Here is a 21025-nt window from a genome sequence, read left to right on the forward strand (position 1 = left end):
ACCTAAGGGCACTTATAGACCTGACCAACCATTTTGCTATCAAGGGGGACAAAACTAGCCAGCAATCCCTCTGATGGACTATTTATCCCATAAATAACATTGCCGCCCATTTCAGCCACTTTATTACGTAAGTCATTGGCTGCGCTACGCATAGAACTGCTCTCATTGCTAACGCCATTGAGCCAGTTGCTTTGCGTGCCAGTAACTTCACCTAACCGCTGGCATTCACTACCTGGTTGAGTGTCCGCAAAACGCACATTAGCGCCAGCGGAGGTTAATTGATGAGTTGTTGTGCACCCAGCCAACAGTAATACTGACGCACCAAACAAAATTTTAATTCGCATAACTTCCCTCATTAGTTATAGGAACAATAAAAAGGCGAGCAAGTTTTCCCTGCTCGCCTTTAAGGGTTTTACCCTTATGGGATGGTCAATGCCAGCACTACATCATGCCGCCCATTCCACCCATACCGCCCATGCCGCCAGCAGCACCTAAGTCAGCTTTGTCATCTTTAGGTTGTTCAGTCACCATTGCTTCGGTAGTGATCATCAGGCCAGCGATAGACGCGGCGAATTGCAGTGCAGAACGGGTTACTTTAGTTGGATCCAGGATACCCATTTCGATCATATCGCCGTACTGTTCAGTTGCAGCGTTATAACCGTAGTTGTCTTTACCCGCTTTCACGTTGTTGACAACAACAGAAGGTTCTTCACCTGAGTTATCTACGATCTGACGCATTGGCGCTTCCATTGCACGCAGTGCAACACGGATACCGACGTTTTGATCTTCATTATCACCAGTCAGATCAGAGATCGAGCTGGCAACACGAACCAGAGCAACACCACCACCAGCAACAACACCTTCTTCTACAGCCGCACGAGTTGCGTGCAGTGCATCGTCAACGCGAGCGCGTTTTTCTTTCATTTCAACTTCAGTTGCTGCACCTACTTTGATGACAGCCACACCGCCTGCCAGTTTAGCGACACGCTCTTGCAGTTTTTCACGGTCATAATCAGAAGTAGATTCTTCGATTTGCTGACGGATCTGAGTAACACGTGCAGCAATTGTGCTTTCTTCACCTACACCATCAATGATAGTTGTGGTGTCTTTGTTGATAACAACACGTTTTGCCTGACCCAGATCTTCCAGAGTCGCTTTTTCCAAATCCAGACCAATCTCTTCTGAGATAACAGTACCGTTAGTCAGAGTAGCGATATCTTGCAGCATTGCTTTACGGCGATCACCGAAGCCAGGTGCTTTAACCGCAGCAACTTTCACGATACCACGCATGTTGTTAACAACCAGCGTTGCCAGTGCTTCGCCTTCAACATCTTCAGCAATAATCATCAAAGGCTTGCTTGCCTTAGCGACGCCTTCCAGAACGGGCAGCAGTTCACGGATGTTGGAGATTTTCTTGTCAACCAGCAGAATGTATGGGTTTTCCAGTTCAACAGCACCGGCTTCTGGTTTGTTGATGAAATAAGGAGACAGGTAACCACGGTCGAACTGCATACCTTCAACAACATCCAGCTCGTCTTCCAGACCAGTACCTTCTTCAACGGTGATTACACCTTCTTTACCGACTTTATCCATCGCTTCTGCGATCAGTTTACCTACGGTTTCGTCGGAGTTTGCAGAGATAGTACCAACCTGTGCAATAGCAGTGGAATCAGAGCAAGGTACGGACAGTTTTTTCAGTTCCTCAACGGCAGAAACAACCGCTTTATCGATGCCGCGTTTCAGGTCCATTGGGTTCATGCCAGCAGCAACAGCTTTCAGACCTTCGGTGACAATGGCTTGAGCCAGTACTGTTGCAGTAGTAGTACCATCACCTGCCGCATCATTGGCTTTAGAGGCGACTTCTTTAACCATCTGCGCACCCATGTTCTCGAATTTGTCTTCCAATTCGATTTCACGTGCTACAGACACACCATCTTTAGTGATAACAGGTGCACCGAAAGATTTATCCAAAATTACGTTACGGCCTTTAGGTCCCAGAGTGACTTTAACTGCGTCAGCCAGTACATTCACACCGCGTAACATTTTGCTGCGAGCATCATTACCAAATTTTACGTCTTTAGCTGCCATTGTGTCTTTCCTTTAAATTCGTTCAATTAAGAAGATCTAAGCGTAATAAAATTCTCAATTACGCTTCAACAATTGCCAGAATGTCGCTTTCAGACATGATCAATACTTCTTCATTATCGATCTTTTCTGTTTTAACGCCGTAACCTTCATTAAAAATAACGGTATCACCCACTTTTACATCCAGCGCCTTCACTTCCCCATTTTCGAGGATGCGACCATTGCCGACTGCCAAAACGTTTCCACGGGTAGATTTGCCCGCAGCAGAGCCCGTCAAAACAATACCGCCAGCAGATTTTGATTCAACTTCTGTACGCTTGATGATAACGCGGTCATGTAATGGACGAATGTTCATCGATAGATCTCCTATAAATAAAGTCCATATCAGGTAAGAGGATTGATACCAGAACCCAACAGAACCAGTATCATGAAGCTACAAATTGGGGCTTGAGATCATGACTTCAAGGGTGAGTAACAAAAATATTTTACTTTTTTCTTACTTACTGAAATTTCAGCCAACACAGTGGCAATCATTTTTTATTGCGCTCACTGCCAGACTCACCATAATGCTTTTGCTCTGCGGATTTTTGGTCATTCGATATACGGGAGTCGCCATCTTGCCTACGCTCATATTCTCCCTCAAAAGTCTGCCCGTTCTGCCCAGAACCGCCATTATGATGACTATAATTACCGGAACCATAAAAAGTATTTGGACGGTAAAACTTAATATGAGGCAATAACTTCGCGGTCAGAAATTTCTGTACGGGAGACAATAACAGCAGTAATCCGAGAAAATCGGTGAAGAAACCGGGCAATATCAGCAAAAATCCAGCCATGACCAGAGAAACACTTTTAACAGCTTCTTCTGCAGGACTCTCACCAGCGGCGAGTTTTTGCTTCATAGAGATAAAATTCTTGATGCCTTGATTACGCACGAGGGATACACCAAGACAAGATGTAAGAATAACCAATAACAGAGTCAACAAGACCCCAACTTCAGAGGCAATCCGAACAAACAAGACAGACTCGATGTAAACCAGAAGGCATATAAGGATAAGCGGGAGCCAACGCACGTGGTTCTCCTTTCATTATTATTGAAGGTTCACACTATTCGATCATTCACACTCTGTGTGACACCTAATATCGGGTTAGATCACATAATATGGTGTTAGATAACACATGTGGGGATAATCGTGACCGTTTTCAATACTTCAAACTCTTAACTTTTTCCCTCCGTAATCGTGACCTTAGTCACACATATGCTATTTCATCAATAAAATAACACTATAAAGTGATCCAGGTTCAAGGCATTTTTCACAAATCCACATATGATCGCGCCAGCAATTTCATGATAAGTGTTTAATATCAGGGAAATTGTTGGCGGCAACATTATTTTCCAACAAACACGTAATAGAACAGTCAAAAAACGTATCCAATTTTAAGAAGGTTCTCATGTCAAACAACATTCGTATCGAAGAAGACCTGTTAGGTAAACGAGAAGTTCCTGCTGAAGCCTACTACGGTATTCACACTCTACGTGCGATTGAAAATTTTTATATTAGTGACCGTACCATCAACAGTGTGCCTGAATTCATCCGCGGCATGGTGATGGTGAAGAAAGCGGCGGCACTGGCAAACAAAGAACTCCATACTATTTCTGGAAAAGTGGCAGATATCATTGTCAAAGCCTGTGATGAAGTTCTCATTAAAAGCAAATGTATGGATCAATTCCCTGTTGATGTCTTTCAGGGTGGTGCCGGTACTTCACTCAACATGAACACGAATGAGGTGCTGGCAAATATCGGTCTGGAGTTGATGGGACATCAAAAAGGGGAATATGAGTACCTGAACCCAAATGATCACCTGAACAGAAGCCAGTCAACCAATGATGCTTATCCTACAGGCTTCCGTATTGCTGTTTATAACTCCCTGATGCATTTAATTGATTCCATTGAATTGCTGAAAGAGGGCTTCGACAAAAAAGGTGTTGAATTCGATGACATCCTGAAAATGGGCCGTACCCAGCTGCAAGACGCTGTCCCCATGACACTGGGCCAAGAATTCCGTGCTTTTTCTGTGCTGTTGAAAGAAGAGATCAAAAACATTATCCGCACGGCAGAACTGCTGCTGGAAGTGAACCTTGGCGCTACCGCTATCGGTACTGGCTTAAATACTGCACCAGGTTACCAAAAACTGGTCGTTGAAAAATTGGCCGAAGTCACAGGTTTGCCTTGCCAACCAGCAGAAGATTTGATAGAAGCCACCTCTGACTGTGGCGCTTACGTCATGGTTCACAGCGCGTTGAAGCGTCTGGCCGTTAAGCTGTCCAAGATTTGTAACGACTTGCGTCTGCTCTCTTCCGGCCCTCGTGCTGGCCTGAATGAAATTAATCTGCCAGAATTGCAGGCAGGTTCTTCCATCATGCCAGCAAAAGTTAACCCTGTGGTGCCAGAAGTGGTTAACCAGGTGTGCTTCAAAGTTATCGGTAACGATATCTGTGTCACTATGGCAGCGGAAGCAGGCCAATTACAGCTTAACGTAATGGAACCTGCGATTGGTCAGGCTATGTTTGAATCTATGTCTATCCTGAACAACGCCTGCCGTAATTTAGTTGAAAAATGCGTCAGCGGCATTACTGCCAATAAAGCAGTTTGTGAAAACTTCGTATTCAACTCTATCGGGATCGTGACTTATCTGAACCCATTTATTGGTCACCACAATGGCGATATCGTGGGTAAGATCTGTGCTGAAACAGGCAAGAGCGTTCGTGAAGTCGTGCTTGAGCGCGGTTTACTGACCGAAGCTGAATTAGATGATATTTTCTCTGTTGAGAACCTAAAACATCCAACTTATAAAGCAAAACGTTTTGATGACTAATTAAATGATTATAATAACGAGTTCGTCTTAATTATTAAGGCACGCTATTCCAACCGGAAGCGTGCCTTTTTAATTTTCCGCAAACACAAATTATTAACCATAGATTTTCATAATACTAAATAAATGAAGGAGTATTTAACATGTTAGCCGTAGAATTGGTTATTGTTCTGCTGGCCATTTTTTTAGGGGCACGGCTAGGGGGAATAGGTATTGGCTTTGCTGGTGGGATGGGTGTTCTCGTCCTCGCCGCCATCGGTGTTAAACCAGGCAGTATTCCATTTGACGTTATTTCAATTATTATGGCCGTCATTGCTGCAATTTCAGCGATGCAAGTGGCGGGGGGACTCGATTATCTCGTTCAACAAACTGAAAAATTACTGCGCAAGAATCCCAAATACATCACAGTTCTTGCACCTATCGTCACGTATTTTCTGACACTATTTGCAGGTACGGGGAACATCTCACTGGCAACCTTGCCTGTTATTGCAGAAGTTGCCAAAGAGCAAGGCATAAAACCATGTCGTCCACTCTCTACTGCCGTTGTCGCTGCCCAGATCGGGATCACGGCTTCACCTATTTCTGCGGCAGTTGTTTATATGGCATCGACTATGGAAGGGCAAGGCATCAGCTATATCCACCTGTTAATGGTATTACTGCCTTCAACATTTTGTGCCATCATCCTCATGTCATTCATTATTTCATGGCTTTTTGATGCCAAACTGTCGAATGATCCTGTTTATCAAAAACGCCTTGAAGAGGGCTTGATAGAAATGCGTGGTGCCAGCCAGATTCAAATCAGACCCAAAGCAAAATGCTCTGTACTGTTGTTCCTGCTAGGTGTTGTTGGTGTGGTCATTTATGCGATTATTAATAGCCCGAGTGTCGGCCTGGTTGAAAAACCTCTGATGAATACCACCAATGCGATTTTGATCATCATGCTCAGTGTCGCTACGCTCACCACCATTATTTGCTCCGTCGATACCGATGCCATCCTGAACTCAAGCACTTTCAAAGCTGGCATGAGCGCATGTATCTGTATCTTAGGGGTTGCATGGCTGGGGGATACCTTTGTACAGGCCAATCTTGGCTGGATCAAAGAAACCGCAGGTAGTTTAATTCACGCCCGACCGTGGCTGCTGGCAGTCATCTTCTTCTTCTGTTCAGCCTTGCTCTATTCACAAGCCGCAACAGCGAAGGCATTGATGCCAATGGCTCTGGCACTGAATGTCACGCCATTAACGGCGATCGCTTCTTTCTCTGCGGTATCTGGCCTGTTTATCCTGCCAACGTATCCGACACTGGTTGCAGCCGTACAGATGGATGATACCGGAACCACCCGTATCGGGCGTTTTGTCTTCAACCATCCCTTCTTTATTCCGGGTACTCTTGCCGTTGTATTGGCGGTCACATTCGGTTTCCTGTTTGGTGGTATTATCTTGTAGCTTCACCATTTCGATTATTTGTCATCATTTCAGGGGCGTGCCAGCCCCTGAAATCTTCCTGGCACATCTTTTCCTGTAAAAAACGCTGCATTGTCTTAATATTAGGGATCAAACCCACGATACAGGCAGGCTAAAGATTATCTTATGATGAAACGTATTCTTATGTTGCTTCTGCTGTTCAGCAGTATCGCTCTGTCGCCTAACAAAGCTAGCGCACTGTTTGAACAACCAGGGAAAAGTCTCTACCTTCCTGCTGATCAGGCATTCATGTTTGATTTTCAGCAACAAGGAAATAAACTCACGCTGAACTGGGAGATCAAACCCGGTTATTACCTTTATCGAAAACAGTTCAACATCGTTCCCAATCAAGAGGCATCGTTGGGTAAAATGACATACGCCAAAGGTGTAGATCATGAAGATGAGTTTTTTGGTAAGACAGAAGTCTATTTTCAATCGGCGCGGATTGATGTTCCCATCCTATCTGCCACCAACGCCGGCTCTCTCCAGGTCACATATCAAGGATGCGCAGAAGCGGGTTATTGTTATCCACCTGAAACCTTAAGCGTACCATTGCAAGCCGTTGCTGCCTCTCCCCTCTCAGGCAATGAAACCGCGACACCAACCAACATAGCGACAAATAAAGAAGACGGCTCCTTACAACCGCCTTTGCAACAGGGCGATAGACCATCCGAATCCCATGATGTGCCCTTTTCGCCACTCTGGGCGTTGTTAATTGGCATTGGTATCGCTTTTACGCCCTGCATACTGCCCATGTATCCGCTGATTTCCAGCATTATTTTGGGTCAAAAACGTCCAGAAAGCCTGAAACAGATCTTTTGGCTCGCCATCAGTTACGTTCAGGGGATGGCGCTCACTTACACAATACTGGGTTTAGTCGTCGCAGCGGCTGGATTGCAATTTCAAGCTGCCCTGCAAAATCCTTACATTCTCGTAGGGCTATCAGTGCTGTTTATTTTGCTCGCCTTATCCATGTTCGGGCTATATACCTTACAGCTTCCTTCTTCACTCCAAACTCGCCTCGCGGATTGGAGCAACCAACAGCAAAGCGGCTCTTACATTGGCGTATTCGTAATGGGAGCCTTAGCCGGGTTAATCGCCTCTCCCTGCACGACCGCACCGCTCAGTGCTATTTTGCTTTATATCGCTCAAAGCGGTAATACCGTGGTCGGCGGCTTAACTTTGTATCTCTACGCCCTGGGAATGGGCTTACCGCTTATCGCCGTCACACTATTTGGTCACAAACTCCTGCCACGCAGTGGCCCGTGGATGCAATACGTCAAGGAAGCCTTCGGATTCATTATCTTGGCTCTGCCTGTCTTCCTGCTGGAACGCGTACTTGGTGACACATGGGGCATAAGATTATGGAGCCTATTGGCAGTTTCTTTCCTTGGTTGGGCGTTCGCATTAACCTTAAACAGCAAAAACGGCTGGGTACGGACTTTACAAATCATCTTACTGGCTCTGGTACTTATCGCTTCACGTCCTTTGCAAAATTGGGTATGGGGAAGCCCTGCGGCAGAACAGCAAAAAACCACTTTAAAATTTCAACAAATCTCTGATTGGCAAGAGTTAAGTCAAATTCTGACTAAAAATCATCATCAACCAATTATGTTGGATCTCTATGCTGACTGGTGTGTAGCCTGTAAGGAGTTTGAAAAATATACTTTCAGTGATCCAAAAGTACAGGCACAATTAAGTCAATTCCTCTTGTTACAGGCAAATGTCACGGATAACGCCCCAAAACAAAAAGAATTGTTGCAAAAACTGCAAGTGCTGGGACTCCCCACTATCTTGTTTTTCGATAAGGGAAAAGAGCTAACCGGTGAGCGAATCAATGGATTCATGGATGCTCAACGTTTTAACCAGCATGTAAAACAATTACAACATCGACAATAAAAATAATCTGGAAGGAGAACCACTGTGCAACGTGAATATGTACTGAGCCATGTCCTGAGTTTATTGGAAAAACATGGCCTGTCAGCGACACTGGAGACACTTTTAACGCCTTTCGATATTGATACCGACCATATAAAACATTTTTGGCCTGATCGTGAAGCCTTACTCTACGACGGCCTGCGCTACCACAGTCAGCAAATTGAAATCTGGCAGCGTCAAACTCTATTGGATGAATCCTTAAATCCTGAGCAAAAATTACTGGCACGCTACGACGCTCTCAAAGAAAAAGTACAAGAACAACGTTATCCAGGCTGTCTGTTTATCGCTGCTTGCAGCGCTTTTCCTGACGTTGACCATCCAATCCATCAATTAGCAGAATTACAAAAACAAAACTCTTTCCATTACACGGAAGAATTATTACAACAACTTGATATTGACGACAGTAAGCAAGTTGCCCAACAGATGGAACTGATCCTTGAGGGGTGTCTCAGTAAGCTATTAGTGAAAAGAGACCTTGAAGATGTGATCATTGCGAAAATCCTGGCTCAAGATATTCTAACCATCGCAAAATGCCGAAAAAATGGGGCGTTAAGTTAATAAAAAACGGCATTAGCTGAATTACCACACTAAGTTGGTATAAAAACACAGCAATCAATCATCTTTCGTGGTTTTTTCGCAGAAAGTGTTTGACGGATTGGGCTGGATACGGTTTAATGCGCCCCGTTAGCCCGGATAGCTCAGTCGGTAGAGCAGGGGATTGAAAATCCCCGTGTCCTTGGTTCGATTCCGAGTCCGGGCACCACTTCAACTTCCAGTGAAGTCCAGCCCAGTAAAACAATTTCTCTCAAACCCAGCAAAATCAACACCCTTTCTTATTTTTAGGTCTAGTTTCGTCTGTTGCAATCAAGATGCAGCGAAGGGCATAATTCGGGGCACTTACCGTTCGATTACAGGAATGCCCTTAATAATGAAACTAAATGCGCGGCAAATCGAAACTGCAAAACCCAAAGAAAAAACCTACAAACTCGCCGATGGCGGTGGCCTCTATTTAGAAGTCACAGCACGCGGTTCAAAATACTGGCGGATGAAGTACTACCGCTCCACCGATAAGAAAGAAGACCGTCTGGCATTTGGCGTCTATCCGGCGGTATCGTTAGCCGATGCCCGCGCTAAACGCGATGAAGCCAAAAAGCTGATGGCTCAGGGTATCGACCCCAAAGCAGAGAGAAAAGGTACACCAACGCCTGCCAAAGTGAACACCTTCGAACAGGTTGCCCGTGCCTGGCATGCCAGTAACAAACGCTGGAGCGACAGCCACCGCCAAAAAGTGCTGCGCAGCCTTGAGCAGTATATTTTCCCGCATATCGGCGCCCGCGATATTACCACATTACGTACCAGCCAGCTTTTAGCTCCGGTCAAAGCCATTGATGAGCAGGGCAAACACGATATTGCTCAACGTCTACGACAGCGCACCACAGCTATCATGCGCTATGCAGTTCAGAATGATATTCTGGAGTCCAACCCAGCGAACGATATGGCGGGCGCACTTACCACCACAAAATCCCGCCACCATCCCGCCCTGCCTCATGAAGATTTATCAGACTTCCTGAGCCGATTATCTGCCTATCGTGGTCGCCTGTTGACCAAAATCGCCGTTGAACTGGCACTGCTAACATTTGTCCGCTCCAGTGAGCTGAGATTTGCCCGCTGGCAGGAAATTGACCTTGAAAATGCGGTGTGGAAGATTCCAGCCACAAGGCAACCCATTAAAGGCGTTCGCTTTTCTGAGCGCGGCATGAAAATGAAAACCGATCACCTTGTACCGTTGAGCCGTCAGGCTGTTTTGCTTATCAAATCGTTGCAGGCACTGAGCGGTAACTGCGAAGTGATGTTCCCCAGTGATCATAACTCCGCGAAAGTCATGAGTGAAAACACCGTTAATAAGGCATTACGGGCGATGGGTTACGACACCCAAACCGACGTCTGCGGGCATGGCTTCCGCACAATGGCGCGTGGTGCGATGGGCGAATCAGGCCTGTGGAGCGATGACGCCATCGAATGCCAGCTCAGCCATATTGAACGCAACAACGTCCGGGCAGCATATATTCACACCTCTAAACATCTGGATGAACGGCGGCTGATGGTGCAATGGTGGGCGGATTATCTGGATGCCAACCGGGAAAAGTCCATCACACCCTATGACTTCGCCAAACCGCTGCGCGGCCGGAAAAACCGATAATGCAACATAAAAATTAATTCTTATTGGGAGAAAAAGAGTTAACGCTGTTCATTAAGTCGGGAGTTTTCAATAATCCGCCTGTCATCTAACAACGTCCACGATGAGCGCTCAAGGACTCGGTAACAGGAGAATTAACATGACAGTGACAGCATTAAAAACCAGTTTAGTTCGCTTGCCGGAAGTGCAGCGCAGAACGGGTTACAGCAAAGCGTGGATTTACAAACTGATTAGCGATGGAGCATTCCCGAAGCAGGTCAAAATTGGCCCACGTTCCATCGCCTTTATTGAAGCCGAAATTGATGACTGGATCGCTCAACGCATCGCCGAATCACGGGCGGAATAACACAGAAAAGGCTATGACATAAGAAACGTAATATAAAAATACAACGCCCCGAAGTGCTGCTACACATACAGGGCGTTTAACCAACCAACCGTTAAGTGAGGTAAAACGATGGCTGATACACAGCATACCCAAACTCGCCCTAAATTTACAGTTCAAAAAACAACTGGCAACCAAAAACCGCTTGACCTGATCCAAACTGTGAAAACATCGGCTATGTATTCTTGGGCAAACTTGCTGCCAGCTTGCGGTATTGAGATCCCAGCAAAGGGTAAACATGGTGCCTGCCCTGTTTGCGGCGGTACTGACCGTTTTCACTTTATCGATGATCATCATCATGGCAATTGGTATTGCCGCCAGTGTGACGCCCCGAACTATGGTGATGGTCTGGATTTAGTGGCAAAAGCCAAAGAGATTTCGATTACGGAGGCAGCTAAAGTTGTCGCTAATGTACTGGCGCTACCTTTGCCAGAACTGAAGCCCGCCAAAGAAACTATTTACCCATCTCAGCCGATTGCTGAAAGAGTCGCGGTACTGATGGCGGAAACTGTTTCCGGGCAATCTCCTTATCTGACGGCAAAAGAACTGCAATATCCTAATCAGTACCTACTGAAAGATGGTTCGTTGTTATTACCGCTGACAAAACTGGATAAAAAAGTAACAGGTGCGCAGATCATCAAACCTGATGGCGAGAAAAAATTATTGTCTGGCAGCCAGAAGAAAGGCGCATTTATTGCCTTGTCAGAGCTGGAAGATAAACCTGATACAGTGATTATTACCGAAGGTTACGCCACAGCACTGACGGTTAATCAACTCTATAAAGGTACTGTTCTGGCAGCACTGGATGCAGGCAATTTACTTTCTGTTGCCAAAGCTATCCGGGAACGCTGGCCTGACACTACAATCATTATTGCCGCAGATAATGACTGGCATCACGCCGATGAACTGGATAACAACAGCAAGCCAAAAATGAATGTCGGCAAGGTTTCGGCAGAAAAAGCCGCTCTTGCAGTTAATGGCTGGGTCACGTTGCCACCAACTGAGTGCAAAGCTGATTGGGACGATTATCGCCAGAATCACGGTATCGAGGCAACAAAACAGGCTTTTGGTGAAGGGCTTTATCAATCCGCATCAACCAAGAAAAAAGCAGTCGTTCAGCCCAATGATACCGAATCTTCCAAACTGACATTATGCCAGATGGGAGCCAGCCAGCGTGGGGAAGTATTGCTGGCGCGTTATGACGGTGATTTGGCGCTGGATGGTGCTTCGGAAACCGTCCATCACTATGACGGTATTGTCTGGCGTCCGGTCAGTGACCGCGATTTAAGGCGGGAAATGGTGGCAGCCTTTATGGAAGAAAAACTGCCGTACTCACCACACGGTATCAGCTCCGCCGTGGATGCCCTGAAATTGCAACTTCCCATGATGCAGCCGCCAAAACGCCACTTAATCGGGTTCAGCAATGGCGTATTTGACCTAAAAAGCTGCCAGTTCCGGCCTCATCATAAAAATGATTGGTTATTGCTTGCCAACGATGTTGCGTTTAATTCCCCCGATTCAGGGGAAACTCTGCAAGATTATGCGCCACAGTTCTGGCGCTGGCTCAACCGTGCAACCGCCAACTGTGAAAACAAATTTGATCGGGTACTGGCAGCCCTGTTTATGGTGCTGGCAAATCGCTATGACTGGCAGTTGTTTCTGGAAGTCACCGGGGCGGGAGGCAGTGGCAAAAGTATCTTTGCTGAGATTTGTTCCATGCTGGCAGGCAAAGGCAATACGGTTTCCGCAAGTATGGCCGCACTGGAAAATCCACGGGAACGGGCATTAATTGTCGGTTATTCGCTGATTATCCTGCCAGACCAGACCCGCTATGTAGGCGATGGTTCCGGCATCAAGGCGATTACAGGCGGTGATGAAGTTGCCATTGACCCGAAGCACAAACAACCTTATTCAACCCGCATTCCTGCGGTTGTGTTAGCGGTGAATAACAATGCTATGGGTTTCAGTGATCGCAGTGGTGGCGTGTCTCGACGTCGGGTGATTTTTAACTTTTCCGAAGTTGTACCGGAAAACGAACGAGATACTTTGTTACGAGAAAAAATAGCAGCAGAATTGCCTGTGATTATCCGTCATTTGCTTCATCGGTTCGCTGATCCGCAAGTAGCAAGGCGTTTGCTGGCAGAGCAACAAAAATCCGCAGAAGCATTAAATATCAAACGTGGCACCGATCCACTGGTCGATTTCTGTGGCTACCTGATTGCATCTGATGAAGCTGACGGCTTGTTAATCGGTAATGCGGAAATTATGCCATTCAATCCCCGTAAATACCTTTATCACGCCTACCTTGCTTATATGAGAGGCAATAACCTGAATAAACCCGTTTCCGTGACTCGCTTCGGGATGGATATGCCGGGCGCACTGGCAGAGTACGGGCAGCAATACCTGCGCAAGAAAAGCAAACATGGCATTCGCAGCAATTTGTGCCTGAACATTGAAACCGCTATCGAGTGGATGCCAAAACTGACAAGGGATAACCTGCCAGAAGAATAATTTTTTTCTTTATTGCTGACAACTTTCAAAGAAATATAAAAAAGTGTTCACCACTATTCACTCTGTAATTTAAATAAGATATATCAATGTATTATAGGGTGAATAGTTATTTTTAAACTATTCACAAGTCTTCATCACTGTTCACCTTTTTCAGATTTGAGGTGAACGGTTGGGTGAAGAGTGGTGATGAGTTTGATTTCAAGCCATCATCGCTTAACAGTATGAAATTAAATGAAAATAATCAAAGGTGAACAGGGTGAACAGTTTTACCCCTATTTCTTTAATACGGTGGGGTAAGAAAAAAGTTTTCTCTGGCAGGTGTTTTTCAGCTCTCCGAGTTACCGGGTTAATGTATTAGCCCGGCAAATCGGAGAAGACAAGCGCAGCGCGTCAGTGTAATTCTGCAGGAAAATGGATTTTTTATGGAACAATTATTGTTTGTCCTAAAGTAGGTTGATTGGAATTAGAGTGTATTGACGTTTTGCGAGGTCCACCGAGCTGATTAATGGTGGTACCGTTGATTGCCTAAATAACTTTCCATAATAGTAGGCATTAAGATTCAGAAAAACGATTACATCTTATGGCATTACGCTTGATGGGTGTCCTGACATTTTGAAATCCTAATTAGTCATGACGAACAGTAATATACACAATGAACCAATAGAATAAGTAGGTATTCTTCCCGAAAAATAAAGAGGCATAATAAGTTATAAATTACATGCATTAGAAATATTGTGGTACACAATATGTAAATCTAAAATAATATTATCATGATTTTTTTGATTTTTTATTTTTATGGTCGTTGATTAAAATCACCTGATAGTAATCATTCTAATCTGGATAGCACTTGAGTAAATATTATTGTTTGGTTATGGTTTTCATATAAATATTAAAAACTCATTCAATGTACTTTTATTTAATTAATCTATGTTACTGTTTTAGTTTGAAATAATTAGTTATATAATTTTCATCTTGTAAATCATAACTAATATTTACTTTATTTAAAAAATAACAAACTTAAATATTGGCTAATAAACAATCTCTCATACTTAACTTCTGAGATATAAATCACATTGTATGTAAATTAATTTGATAGTTATGGATTTTTTAATAATTTGTATTTTATAATTTTATTATTATGAATGTGACGTTTTTTTAATTTTAATTATAGGTAGGATAGTAATGTAATAATTAACAGAAAGATAAATCTTTACACCAAAACATAATTGGATTTAAATTTTATAATGATTACTTACAAGTTATCATTCCTATATTTTATTTTTAATAATTGTTTATATTTTTATGGAAAAAAAGATACTTTTTATAGTCTCAGGATTTTCTGGAATCGGAATGGGGCATGTATACCGAGTTGTTGACTTGAGCAAGGCAATGATAGGATATCAAACGGATTTTTTATGCACACATAATAGCTTAAATGCATTTGATTACTTAAATTCGTTAAGTCTTAATCCAATTTTACAAAAAAAAATATTCCTATATCTGAATATATTAGAGAATTAGAACCAGATTTAGTTATAAATGATACTCTAGACACAAATGAGCATTATATTAATGAAATAAAGAAAATAACTAAAAAAATAATCACCTTTGAAGATTTAGGAACCGGTATTAAAAAAACAGATCTTACTATAAATGCTGTTTATTCTTCATCTGAATACCCACATGTATTATGCGGTTATAAATATATTGATTTGCGAGACGAATTTATCTTATCTAATAAAATTAAAATAAAAAATAATGTGGAAAGTATATTATTGTCATTTGGAGGTGAAGATCCTAACAATATGACTTTGCGTTTTTTAAATCTATTGATTAGATGTCATTTTTTAGAAAATATAAATTTAAAAGTAATTACAGGTCCTGCGTATATCTTTCATGATGAATTAATTATGTTTATTAATTCAGTTGAAAATAGAAGTATTGAGTTGATTCACAATGTGAAAGATAATATGCATGAGATCATGTTATCTTCTGACATTGCTATTGTTTCTAACGGAAGAACGGTATATGAATTGGCGGCGTTAGGCATTCCATCTATATCTATTTCAGCTAATAATCGAGAAGATTCACATAACTTTTCTACTATAGCCGGTTTTTTTAAATTGGGTTTAAATAGCGAAGTTTCGGATAATGATTTTATAGATACGATAGTTAAAATATTAGATTATAATAAAAGATTGGAAATCCATAAAAGATCAATTTCTTTAGATCTTAAAAATGGAAAGAATAGAATCAAGGGTCTTATCGAAGAAGTATTAACCTGTTAGTTTCAAATGCTATTTCATAATTATATTATTCATTTAAGGAATTATTATGTTAACTGACGATGAATTGAAAAAATTTAAAGAAGACGGGTACTTAATTAAGAATGTTTTATCTGAAAGTGAGATTAATTCATATAGAGAATTGATTAAAACACATATTGATCCCCAAAATGATAAAATGATGAACATTCAATTCATGAACCCTGATATAGAAATTAATGGTATTCAACGAATTATAAATAACAAAAAAATTATTGAGATATGCGGTGATTTATTAACAGGAGGTAAGGTAATATTAGATGGTGCCTCATTGTTTTATGCTCCAAAAGGTATAGATTACCGTCAAGGATGGCATAGAGATATAATTCAGATACCTGATGAAGATATCTCAGATTCTTGGTTTTCTAAAGAACACTTTCATAATAATGTACAAATAAACATACCTTTGTATGAAGATAAATGTTTATGGTTTGTAAAAGGTAGTCATTCTCGTAATTTTAATAATATAGAAATGGAGGTTTTTTCTGGCTCTAATAAAATAGCTCCGCTGAAACTTCCAGATATAAACATTGGAGATAATATAGTCTTAAAGCCTGGAGAAGCTATATTTTACAATAATCTAGCCATACATAGAGGGTACGGTGGTATATTAATGAATGAAAGGGCAACCATACAATTAGGCTATCACACAAACAAATATGAACCTACATGTCATTTTGGAGTGATTAATTATCATAAGTTTGATGAATCTTATATTCATAGTTTGGATGAAGAAGTGAAAAACACTATAATAGAACATATATCAGAAAGGAAAAAATGGTATAAATCAGAATACTATTATAATTTGCATCAGGATTTTATTAGAAGTCAGTTCGATATATTAGTGAGTAAAGATGAAAAAAATTAGATGGGGAATCATAGGTTGTGGAGATGTTACCGAAGTAAAAAGCGGACCTGCTTTTTATAAATTGGAGGGTTCTGAATTAGTTGCTGTGATGAGACGACAGCCTGAGCTTGCTAAAGATTTTGCTCAACGACATGGTGTAAAAAAATGGTACACAGACGCAAATGAGCTTGTTCAAGATCCAGAAATTGATGCCGTATATATTGCTACTCCACCCTCTACCCATAAGGAATATACTTTATTAGCAGCTAAAGCGAAGAAAATAATCTACGTAGAAAAACCAATGGCATTAACATTTGAGGAATGCAATGAGATGATATCTATTTGCAAATCTCAAAATGTTCCGCTTTTTGTAGCCTATTATAGAAGAGCATTATCAAGATTCATTAAGGTAAAAGAGTTAATAGACTCCGGTGCTATTGGAGTTCCTCGTATTGTTAATTGTTTATTTTATAGAGAAATGGAGGAGTGTTATAAAGACTACGATAATCTTCCTTGGCTAGTAAAACCAGAAATATCTGGTGGAGGATTATTTTTTGATTTAGCATGTCATACACTTGATATATTGGATTTTCTATTAGGTAAAATTATTTCTGTCAAAGGACATGCTGGATTTCAGGAAGATGCATATTCTGTCGAAGATTGTGTATCTATGTCATTTGTTTTTGAAAATAATGTTCATGGAGTGGGTATCTGGAATTTTGTTTCAGTAGACAGAGAGGATAAGATTGAAATAGTTGGTAATAAAGGGAAAGTGGTTTTTTCAACATTTGGTAACTCTGCAATTTTTTATTCTGATGAAAATGGAAATACTAAACAATACTGCTTCGAAAATCCAAAAACTATAGAAATGCCATTAATTCAGACAGTAATGGAACAATTACAAGGAAAGGGAAACTGCCCATCAACAGGAGAATCTGCTGCACGAACGAATTGGGTCATTGATGAAGTATTAAAAGATTATAGAATATTATATAACCGTCATTCCACAGGTATTTCAGGCGGGGAGGAGATTTCTTGAGTTCAGGTACAGATTCATCCCCATAAGACGTTATAATTTCTTAAATAGTTTACACATGGATATCATCATTCAAGTAGATTATCTAATAATATTGATGGAGGCCATTTTAAAGCCTCCATGTTATTCGGTGATCGTTTACGGAGGAATAGCTGTTATTTTCTATCTCGCACCGATTTGGACATGTTCTGTTAACATAACTGACACCTGTTTTGGGAGTTTAGCATAAAAGCACCGTAAAGAGTAAAGAAATGTAGTTTGGTAAGATATTCTATATTGCCTGATTAACAGTTTTGAACAGTTCAAATTTTGTATTGTCAATTAAATTAAAACAAAAACCGTTATTCTTTCTGTAATGATCTTTGCTTTTATAGGTAGAGGTCTGAGAATTATTCCATCTGATTAGCTAGTTTACGAAAACTCCATAAATGGAATAATAGTGCCAATCAAAACGGAGTGAAATATAGCTTACTTGATAAGTCAGAGTCTCTGAAAGCATAGTTATACAAGTCGACCATGAAGATTATATAAATATATCAGCCATGTTTAGAAATAGGCAGATAATATTATCGAAAATTAATTAACTAAAAGATTCCAATAACGGAGTTTGAGAGAACGTAGAATGAATATTCTGGATTACTTACAACGTATTGGCCAAGCACTGATGGTGGCTGTGGCGACATTACCAGCAGCAGCAATATTGGTAGGAGTAGGGTATTGGATTAGTTCCGCTGGTGACACGGGGAATACCATTGTCACATTGTTGTCGACTTCTGGTAATGTAATTCTCTCCGAAATGGCCATGTTGTTTGCAGTTGGGATTGCTTATGGTATGTCGAAAGACAAGAATGGTGCAGCAGCATTGACAGGGCTTGTCGGGTATCTTGTTGTGATCAAGTTGTGTTCTCCTGATGTTGTCGCAGTGATCAAAGGAATTTCAGTTGATGATGTTTCGGTGGCATTTAAGAAAATTGATACCCAATTTGTCGGTATATTAGTCGGAGTATTGTCTGCAGAGCTGTATAATCGTTATAGTAGCGTAGAATTGCCGCAGGCATTAAGCTTTTTTAGTGGACATCGTTTAGTCCCTATCTTGAACTCTTTTCTAATGATTTTGGTTTCTTTTGTCCTGATGTTTATTTGGCCCATTATTTACGGTTGGTTGGTAACATTTGGAGAGGGTATTACTAGTCTCGGTTCTGCGGGTGCAGGTATCTATGCTTTCTTCAATCGCCTATTGATACCACTTGGCTTGCACCATGCCTTAAGCTCAGTATTTTGGTTTGATGTGGCGGGAATTAATGACATTCCCAATTTTTTGGCGGGACAACAAGCGATTGATGCAGGTATAGCAATCCCCGGGGTCACTGGACGTTATCAGGCCGGTTTTTTCCCCATAGTGATGTTTGGTTTGCCGGGAGCAGCACTGGCAATTTATCATTGTGCTCATCCTAAAAACAGAACAATGGTCGGCGGGGTCATGTTAGCTGGCGCGTTTGCGGCTTTTTTTACTGGGATCACTGAACCGCTTGAATTATCTTTTATGTTTGTTGCGCCTGTGCTTTATCTTTTACATGCGATCTTGACGGGAATTTCTGTCTATATTGCGGCATCAATGCATTGGATCGCAGGCTTTGGTTTTAGTGCTGGCTTTATAGATATGTTTTTTTTCTTCTCAGAACCCACTGGCTGTACAATGGTATATGTTGCTTTTGCAAGGTTTGGTCTTTTTCTGCATATACTACATTGCATTTCGTTTTATTATCAAAAAGTTCAACCTGAAGACATTGGGGCGCTAATTATTTGCATTGGAAGAAATTTGCGCCAGACTATTTTGGATCTGGATAAACATCTGTGGAAAATACTTAGAGTGACGTAATTATTTCTTGACATTTATAATTTATTCTGTTTTTTTGTAAAAATTAGTTATTAACTGATTTTTTTATTTTATTCCTACACTCTTCCCGTCTGTCTTCAGTGACGGGAAGGTAGTGCTGAAAAAATGCAATACATTATTATTCTGGGTTCATGAAATATAATAATGAGGTGAAAGGATAAATAAGGAATAAGTGAAAATCAAATTAAATCAAGTGAAATAAAAAATGCACCTAACAATAACAGCGTAAAAAATTAAAATAATTTCGTCATTCGTGCAATCCACTCTGTTTTTCTCTAAAGTTAACGCATTATTTTAGGTCGCGACAAGGTAACTGATAACAGCTATTTCTACCGTGATCTTATTTTTCATCTTATCGTTGACAGGCAAAGAGCATGTTAATTAACATGCTTATTTATATACAAAAATAAAACATCAAAGTTATGAACACTTTCATTCATGATAATGAAAAAAGTCATTTAAAATAACGAAATAATTTATTAATCCCATATTAAAATAACCATTCTATTCTTGTTAAAAAATGTCAATAATTACTTTTGATAAGAATCAATATCACGATGATATAATTTTCATCTAAGCAATATGAAAAAGTATTTTTATTTATTTTAGATAGGAGGCTATTTAAGTTGGTTGAAAATGCGCCGTAAAAAAGTGGCGTAAAACACCGTTTGACCATGCCTGACACAACCGCTAATATCTTCCTGTTACCTTATGATCCATTGCCTGCGAGGATCAGCGTTAAGCGGCGAAACAAAAACTCCTGTAGCCTGAAAGGGAGAGCAAGTATTGCGGTACATCTGCGCACTTTTGGAAGCAGATATCGTCAGATACATAACCCACCGTTGACGATGAAAGTTTCCCGGTATCTTCATGCACCGGCTTATCACTCACATATAGCAGTAACCCTGCCACGTTCACCTCAACCATTTTACCTTGTACGATCTTTACTCACGCTTTGATTTACGCACGATAGACGTCCCGAAAACTGCGCGGCGTCACTTGTGTTTAAGCGGAGCGATTACCAAGTGACGCGGCCAAGCGTCAACGTCCAGAGCACGTCCGGTCTGGCTTTACGAACGATTTGAACCACGGTTTACTCAGTGTCACTACTTTTCATTGCCATTTTTCTGCCTTAATTCACTTATTTCGTTTGTTTTTCACCCACTGCCTTGCAACAGGCTGATGCAGTAAAGAAAGGAGATATCACACCACGTCACGAATAATGAGGCGTTCATCCTGAGCTAATCAGGCACTGAACGGGGAGTACTCCACCGCCGTGCTGAGCACGTAGCGAACTCCTGCAAAAACTTAACGCAACCCTCGCCCTGTATACACATTATCTGACGTACCACGGAACGGTGAACCTAACCGACACGCAGGGAAAATGTTTCAAAATGAGTAAATTAATATCAAAAACAAAGGGGAAATACGGACAGCAAAGCGATTACGAACGAGAACAAACAACAAAGAT

The 21025-nt window shown here is 41.5% G+C and carries 14 protein-coding genes, 1 tRNA gene and 1 pseudogene; 12 read left to right on the top strand and 4 right to left on the bottom strand.

What is annotated here, in order from left to right:
- Nucleotides 1–2 precede the first annotated feature (2 nt).
- The 4 genes from PXH59_RS18845 to PXH59_RS18860 all read right to left on the bottom strand — a co-directional run bounded on the left by PXH59_RS18845 (nt 3) and on the right by PXH59_RS18860 (nt 3158).
- Nucleotides 3–344 carry a DUF4156 domain-containing protein gene (locus PXH59_RS18845; RefSeq protein ID WP_047766678.1) on the bottom strand — a complete coding sequence of 114 codons (342 nt, stop codon included), beginning with the start codon at nt 342–344 and terminating at the stop codon, nt 3–5.
- 97 nt (nt 345–441) lie between these two features.
- Nucleotides 442–2088 (bottom strand): chaperonin GroEL, encoded by a 1647-nt coding sequence (gene groL / locus PXH59_RS18850; protein ID WP_285809671.1) that lies wholly within the window; start codon nt 2086–2088, stop codon nt 442–444.
- A gap of 58 nt (nt 2089–2146) precedes the next feature.
- The gene (locus PXH59_RS18855; protein WP_047766676.1) at nt 2147–2440 is read right to left on the bottom strand and encodes a co-chaperone GroES; all 294 of its coding nucleotides are present in this window, start codon (nt 2438–2440) and stop codon (nt 2147–2149) included.
- A 175-nt stretch (nt 2441–2615) separates the two neighbouring features.
- Nucleotides 2616–3158, bottom strand: a complete 543-nt coding sequence (locus PXH59_RS18860) for an FxsA family protein (RefSeq protein WP_285809674.1) — start codon at nt 3156–3158, stop codon at nt 2616–2618.
- A gap of 379 nt (nt 3159–3537) precedes the next feature.
- On the opposite strand from PXH59_RS18860, the gene aspA reads away from it, so the two are divergent.
- The 12 genes and pseudogenes from aspA to PXH59_RS18920 all read left to right on the top strand — a co-directional run.
- Nucleotides 3538–4962 carry an aspartate ammonia-lyase gene (gene aspA / locus PXH59_RS18865; RefSeq protein ID WP_285809675.1) on the top strand — a complete coding sequence of 475 codons (1425 nt, stop codon included), beginning with the start codon at nt 3538–3540 and terminating at the stop codon, nt 4960–4962.
- A 140-nt stretch (nt 4963–5102) separates the two neighbouring features.
- Nucleotides 5103–6404 (top strand): anaerobic C4-dicarboxylate transporter, encoded by a 1302-nt coding sequence (locus PXH59_RS18870; RefSeq protein ID WP_285809676.1) that lies wholly within the window; start codon nt 5103–5105, stop codon nt 6402–6404.
- A gap of 144 nt (nt 6405–6548) precedes the next feature.
- Nucleotides 6549–8321, top strand: coding sequence for a protein-disulfide reductase DsbD (locus tag PXH59_RS18875; RefSeq protein WP_285809677.1), 1773 nt, complete (start codon nt 6549–6551; stop codon nt 8319–8321).
- A 24-nt stretch (nt 8322–8345) separates the two neighbouring features.
- The gene (gene dicD / locus PXH59_RS18880) at nt 8346–8918 is read left to right on the top strand and encodes a division control transcriptional repressor DicD (protein WP_285809679.1); all 573 of its coding nucleotides are present in this window, start codon (nt 8346–8348) and stop codon (nt 8916–8918) included.
- A gap of 129 nt (nt 8919–9047) precedes the next feature.
- Nucleotides 9048–9123: transfer RNA gene (locus tag PXH59_RS18885), tRNA-Phe, on the top strand.
- Nucleotides 9124–9288: 165 nt separating this feature from the next.
- On the top strand, nt 9289–10560 hold the full coding sequence (locus PXH59_RS18890; RefSeq protein WP_047766670.1) for a tyrosine-type recombinase/integrase: 1272 nt from the start codon (nt 9289–9291) through the stop codon (nt 10558–10560).
- Between the two features lie 136 nt (nt 10561–10696).
- Nucleotides 10697–10903, top strand: a complete 207-nt coding sequence (locus PXH59_RS18895; protein WP_047766669.1) for a helix-turn-helix transcriptional regulator — start codon at nt 10697–10699, stop codon at nt 10901–10903.
- Between the two features lie 108 nt (nt 10904–11011).
- On the top strand, nt 11012–13450 hold the full coding sequence (locus PXH59_RS18900; protein WP_285809681.1) for a toprim domain-containing protein: 2439 nt from the start codon (nt 11012–11014) through the stop codon (nt 13448–13450).
- 1760 nt (nt 13451–15210) lie between these two features.
- The gene (locus PXH59_RS18905) at nt 15211–15738 is read left to right on the top strand and encodes a hypothetical protein (protein ID WP_285809684.1); all 528 of its coding nucleotides are present in this window, start codon (nt 15211–15213) and stop codon (nt 15736–15738) included.
- 46 nt (nt 15739–15784) lie between these two features.
- Complete coding sequence (locus tag PXH59_RS18910) at nt 15785–16642, top strand: phytanoyl-CoA dioxygenase family protein (protein WP_285809686.1); 858 nt, start codon at nt 15785–15787, stop codon at nt 16640–16642.
- Nucleotides 16629–17660 carry a Gfo/Idh/MocA family protein gene (locus PXH59_RS18915; RefSeq protein ID WP_047771231.1) on the top strand — a complete coding sequence of 344 codons (1032 nt, stop codon included), beginning with the start codon at nt 16629–16631 and terminating at the stop codon, nt 17658–17660. The genes PXH59_RS18910 and PXH59_RS18915 overlap by 14 nt, the downstream gene beginning before the upstream one ends.
- Before the next feature lie 619 nt (nt 17661–18279).
- A pseudogene (locus tag PXH59_RS18920) lies at nt 18280–19453 on the top strand (PTS transporter subunit EIIC); the annotation flags it as partial.
- Nucleotides 19454–21025 lie beyond the last annotated feature (1572 nt).

It is taken from the genome of Xenorhabdus bakwenae, assembly GCF_030272115.1.
GTDB classification, from domain to species: Bacteria; Pseudomonadota; Gammaproteobacteria; order Enterobacterales; family Enterobacteriaceae; genus Xenorhabdus; species Xenorhabdus bakwenae.

What these genes read in the sequence shown, in the direction of transcription:
- PXH59_RS18845 (WP_047766678.1), bottom strand. Translation starts at nt 344, where the DNA reads ATGCGAATTAAAATTTTGTTTGGTGCGTCAGTATTACTGTTGGCTGGG.
- groL (WP_285809671.1), bottom strand. Translation starts at nt 2,088, where the DNA reads ATGGCAGCTAAAGACGTAAAATTTGGTAATGATGCTCGCAGCAAAATG.
- PXH59_RS18855 (WP_047766676.1), bottom strand. Translation starts at nt 2,440, where the DNA reads ATGAACATTCGTCCATTACATGACCGCGTTATCATCAAGCGTACAGAA.
- aspA (WP_285809675.1), top strand. Translation starts at nt 3,538, where the DNA reads ATGTCAAACAACATTCGTATCGAAGAAGACCTGTTAGGTAAACGAGAA.
- PXH59_RS18870 (WP_285809676.1), top strand. Translation starts at nt 5,103, where the DNA reads ATGTTAGCCGTAGAATTGGTTATTGTTCTGCTGGCCATTTTTTTAGGG.
- PXH59_RS18875 (WP_285809677.1), top strand. Translation starts at nt 6,549, where the DNA reads ATGATGAAACGTATTCTTATGTTGCTTCTGCTGTTCAGCAGTATCGCT.
- PXH59_RS18890 (WP_047766670.1), top strand. Translation starts at nt 9,289, where the DNA reads ATGAAACTAAATGCGCGGCAAATCGAAACTGCAAAACCCAAAGAAAAA.
- PXH59_RS18895 (WP_047766669.1), top strand. Translation starts at nt 10,697, where the DNA reads ATGACAGTGACAGCATTAAAAACCAGTTTAGTTCGCTTGCCGGAAGTG.
- PXH59_RS18900 (WP_285809681.1), top strand. Translation starts at nt 11,012, where the DNA reads ATGGCTGATACACAGCATACCCAAACTCGCCCTAAATTTACAGTTCAA.
- PXH59_RS18910 (WP_285809686.1), top strand. Translation starts at nt 15,785, where the DNA reads ATGTTAACTGACGATGAATTGAAAAAATTTAAAGAAGACGGGTACTTA.
- PXH59_RS18915 (WP_047771231.1), top strand. Translation starts at nt 16,629, where the DNA reads ATGAAAAAAATTAGATGGGGAATCATAGGTTGTGGAGATGTTACCGAA.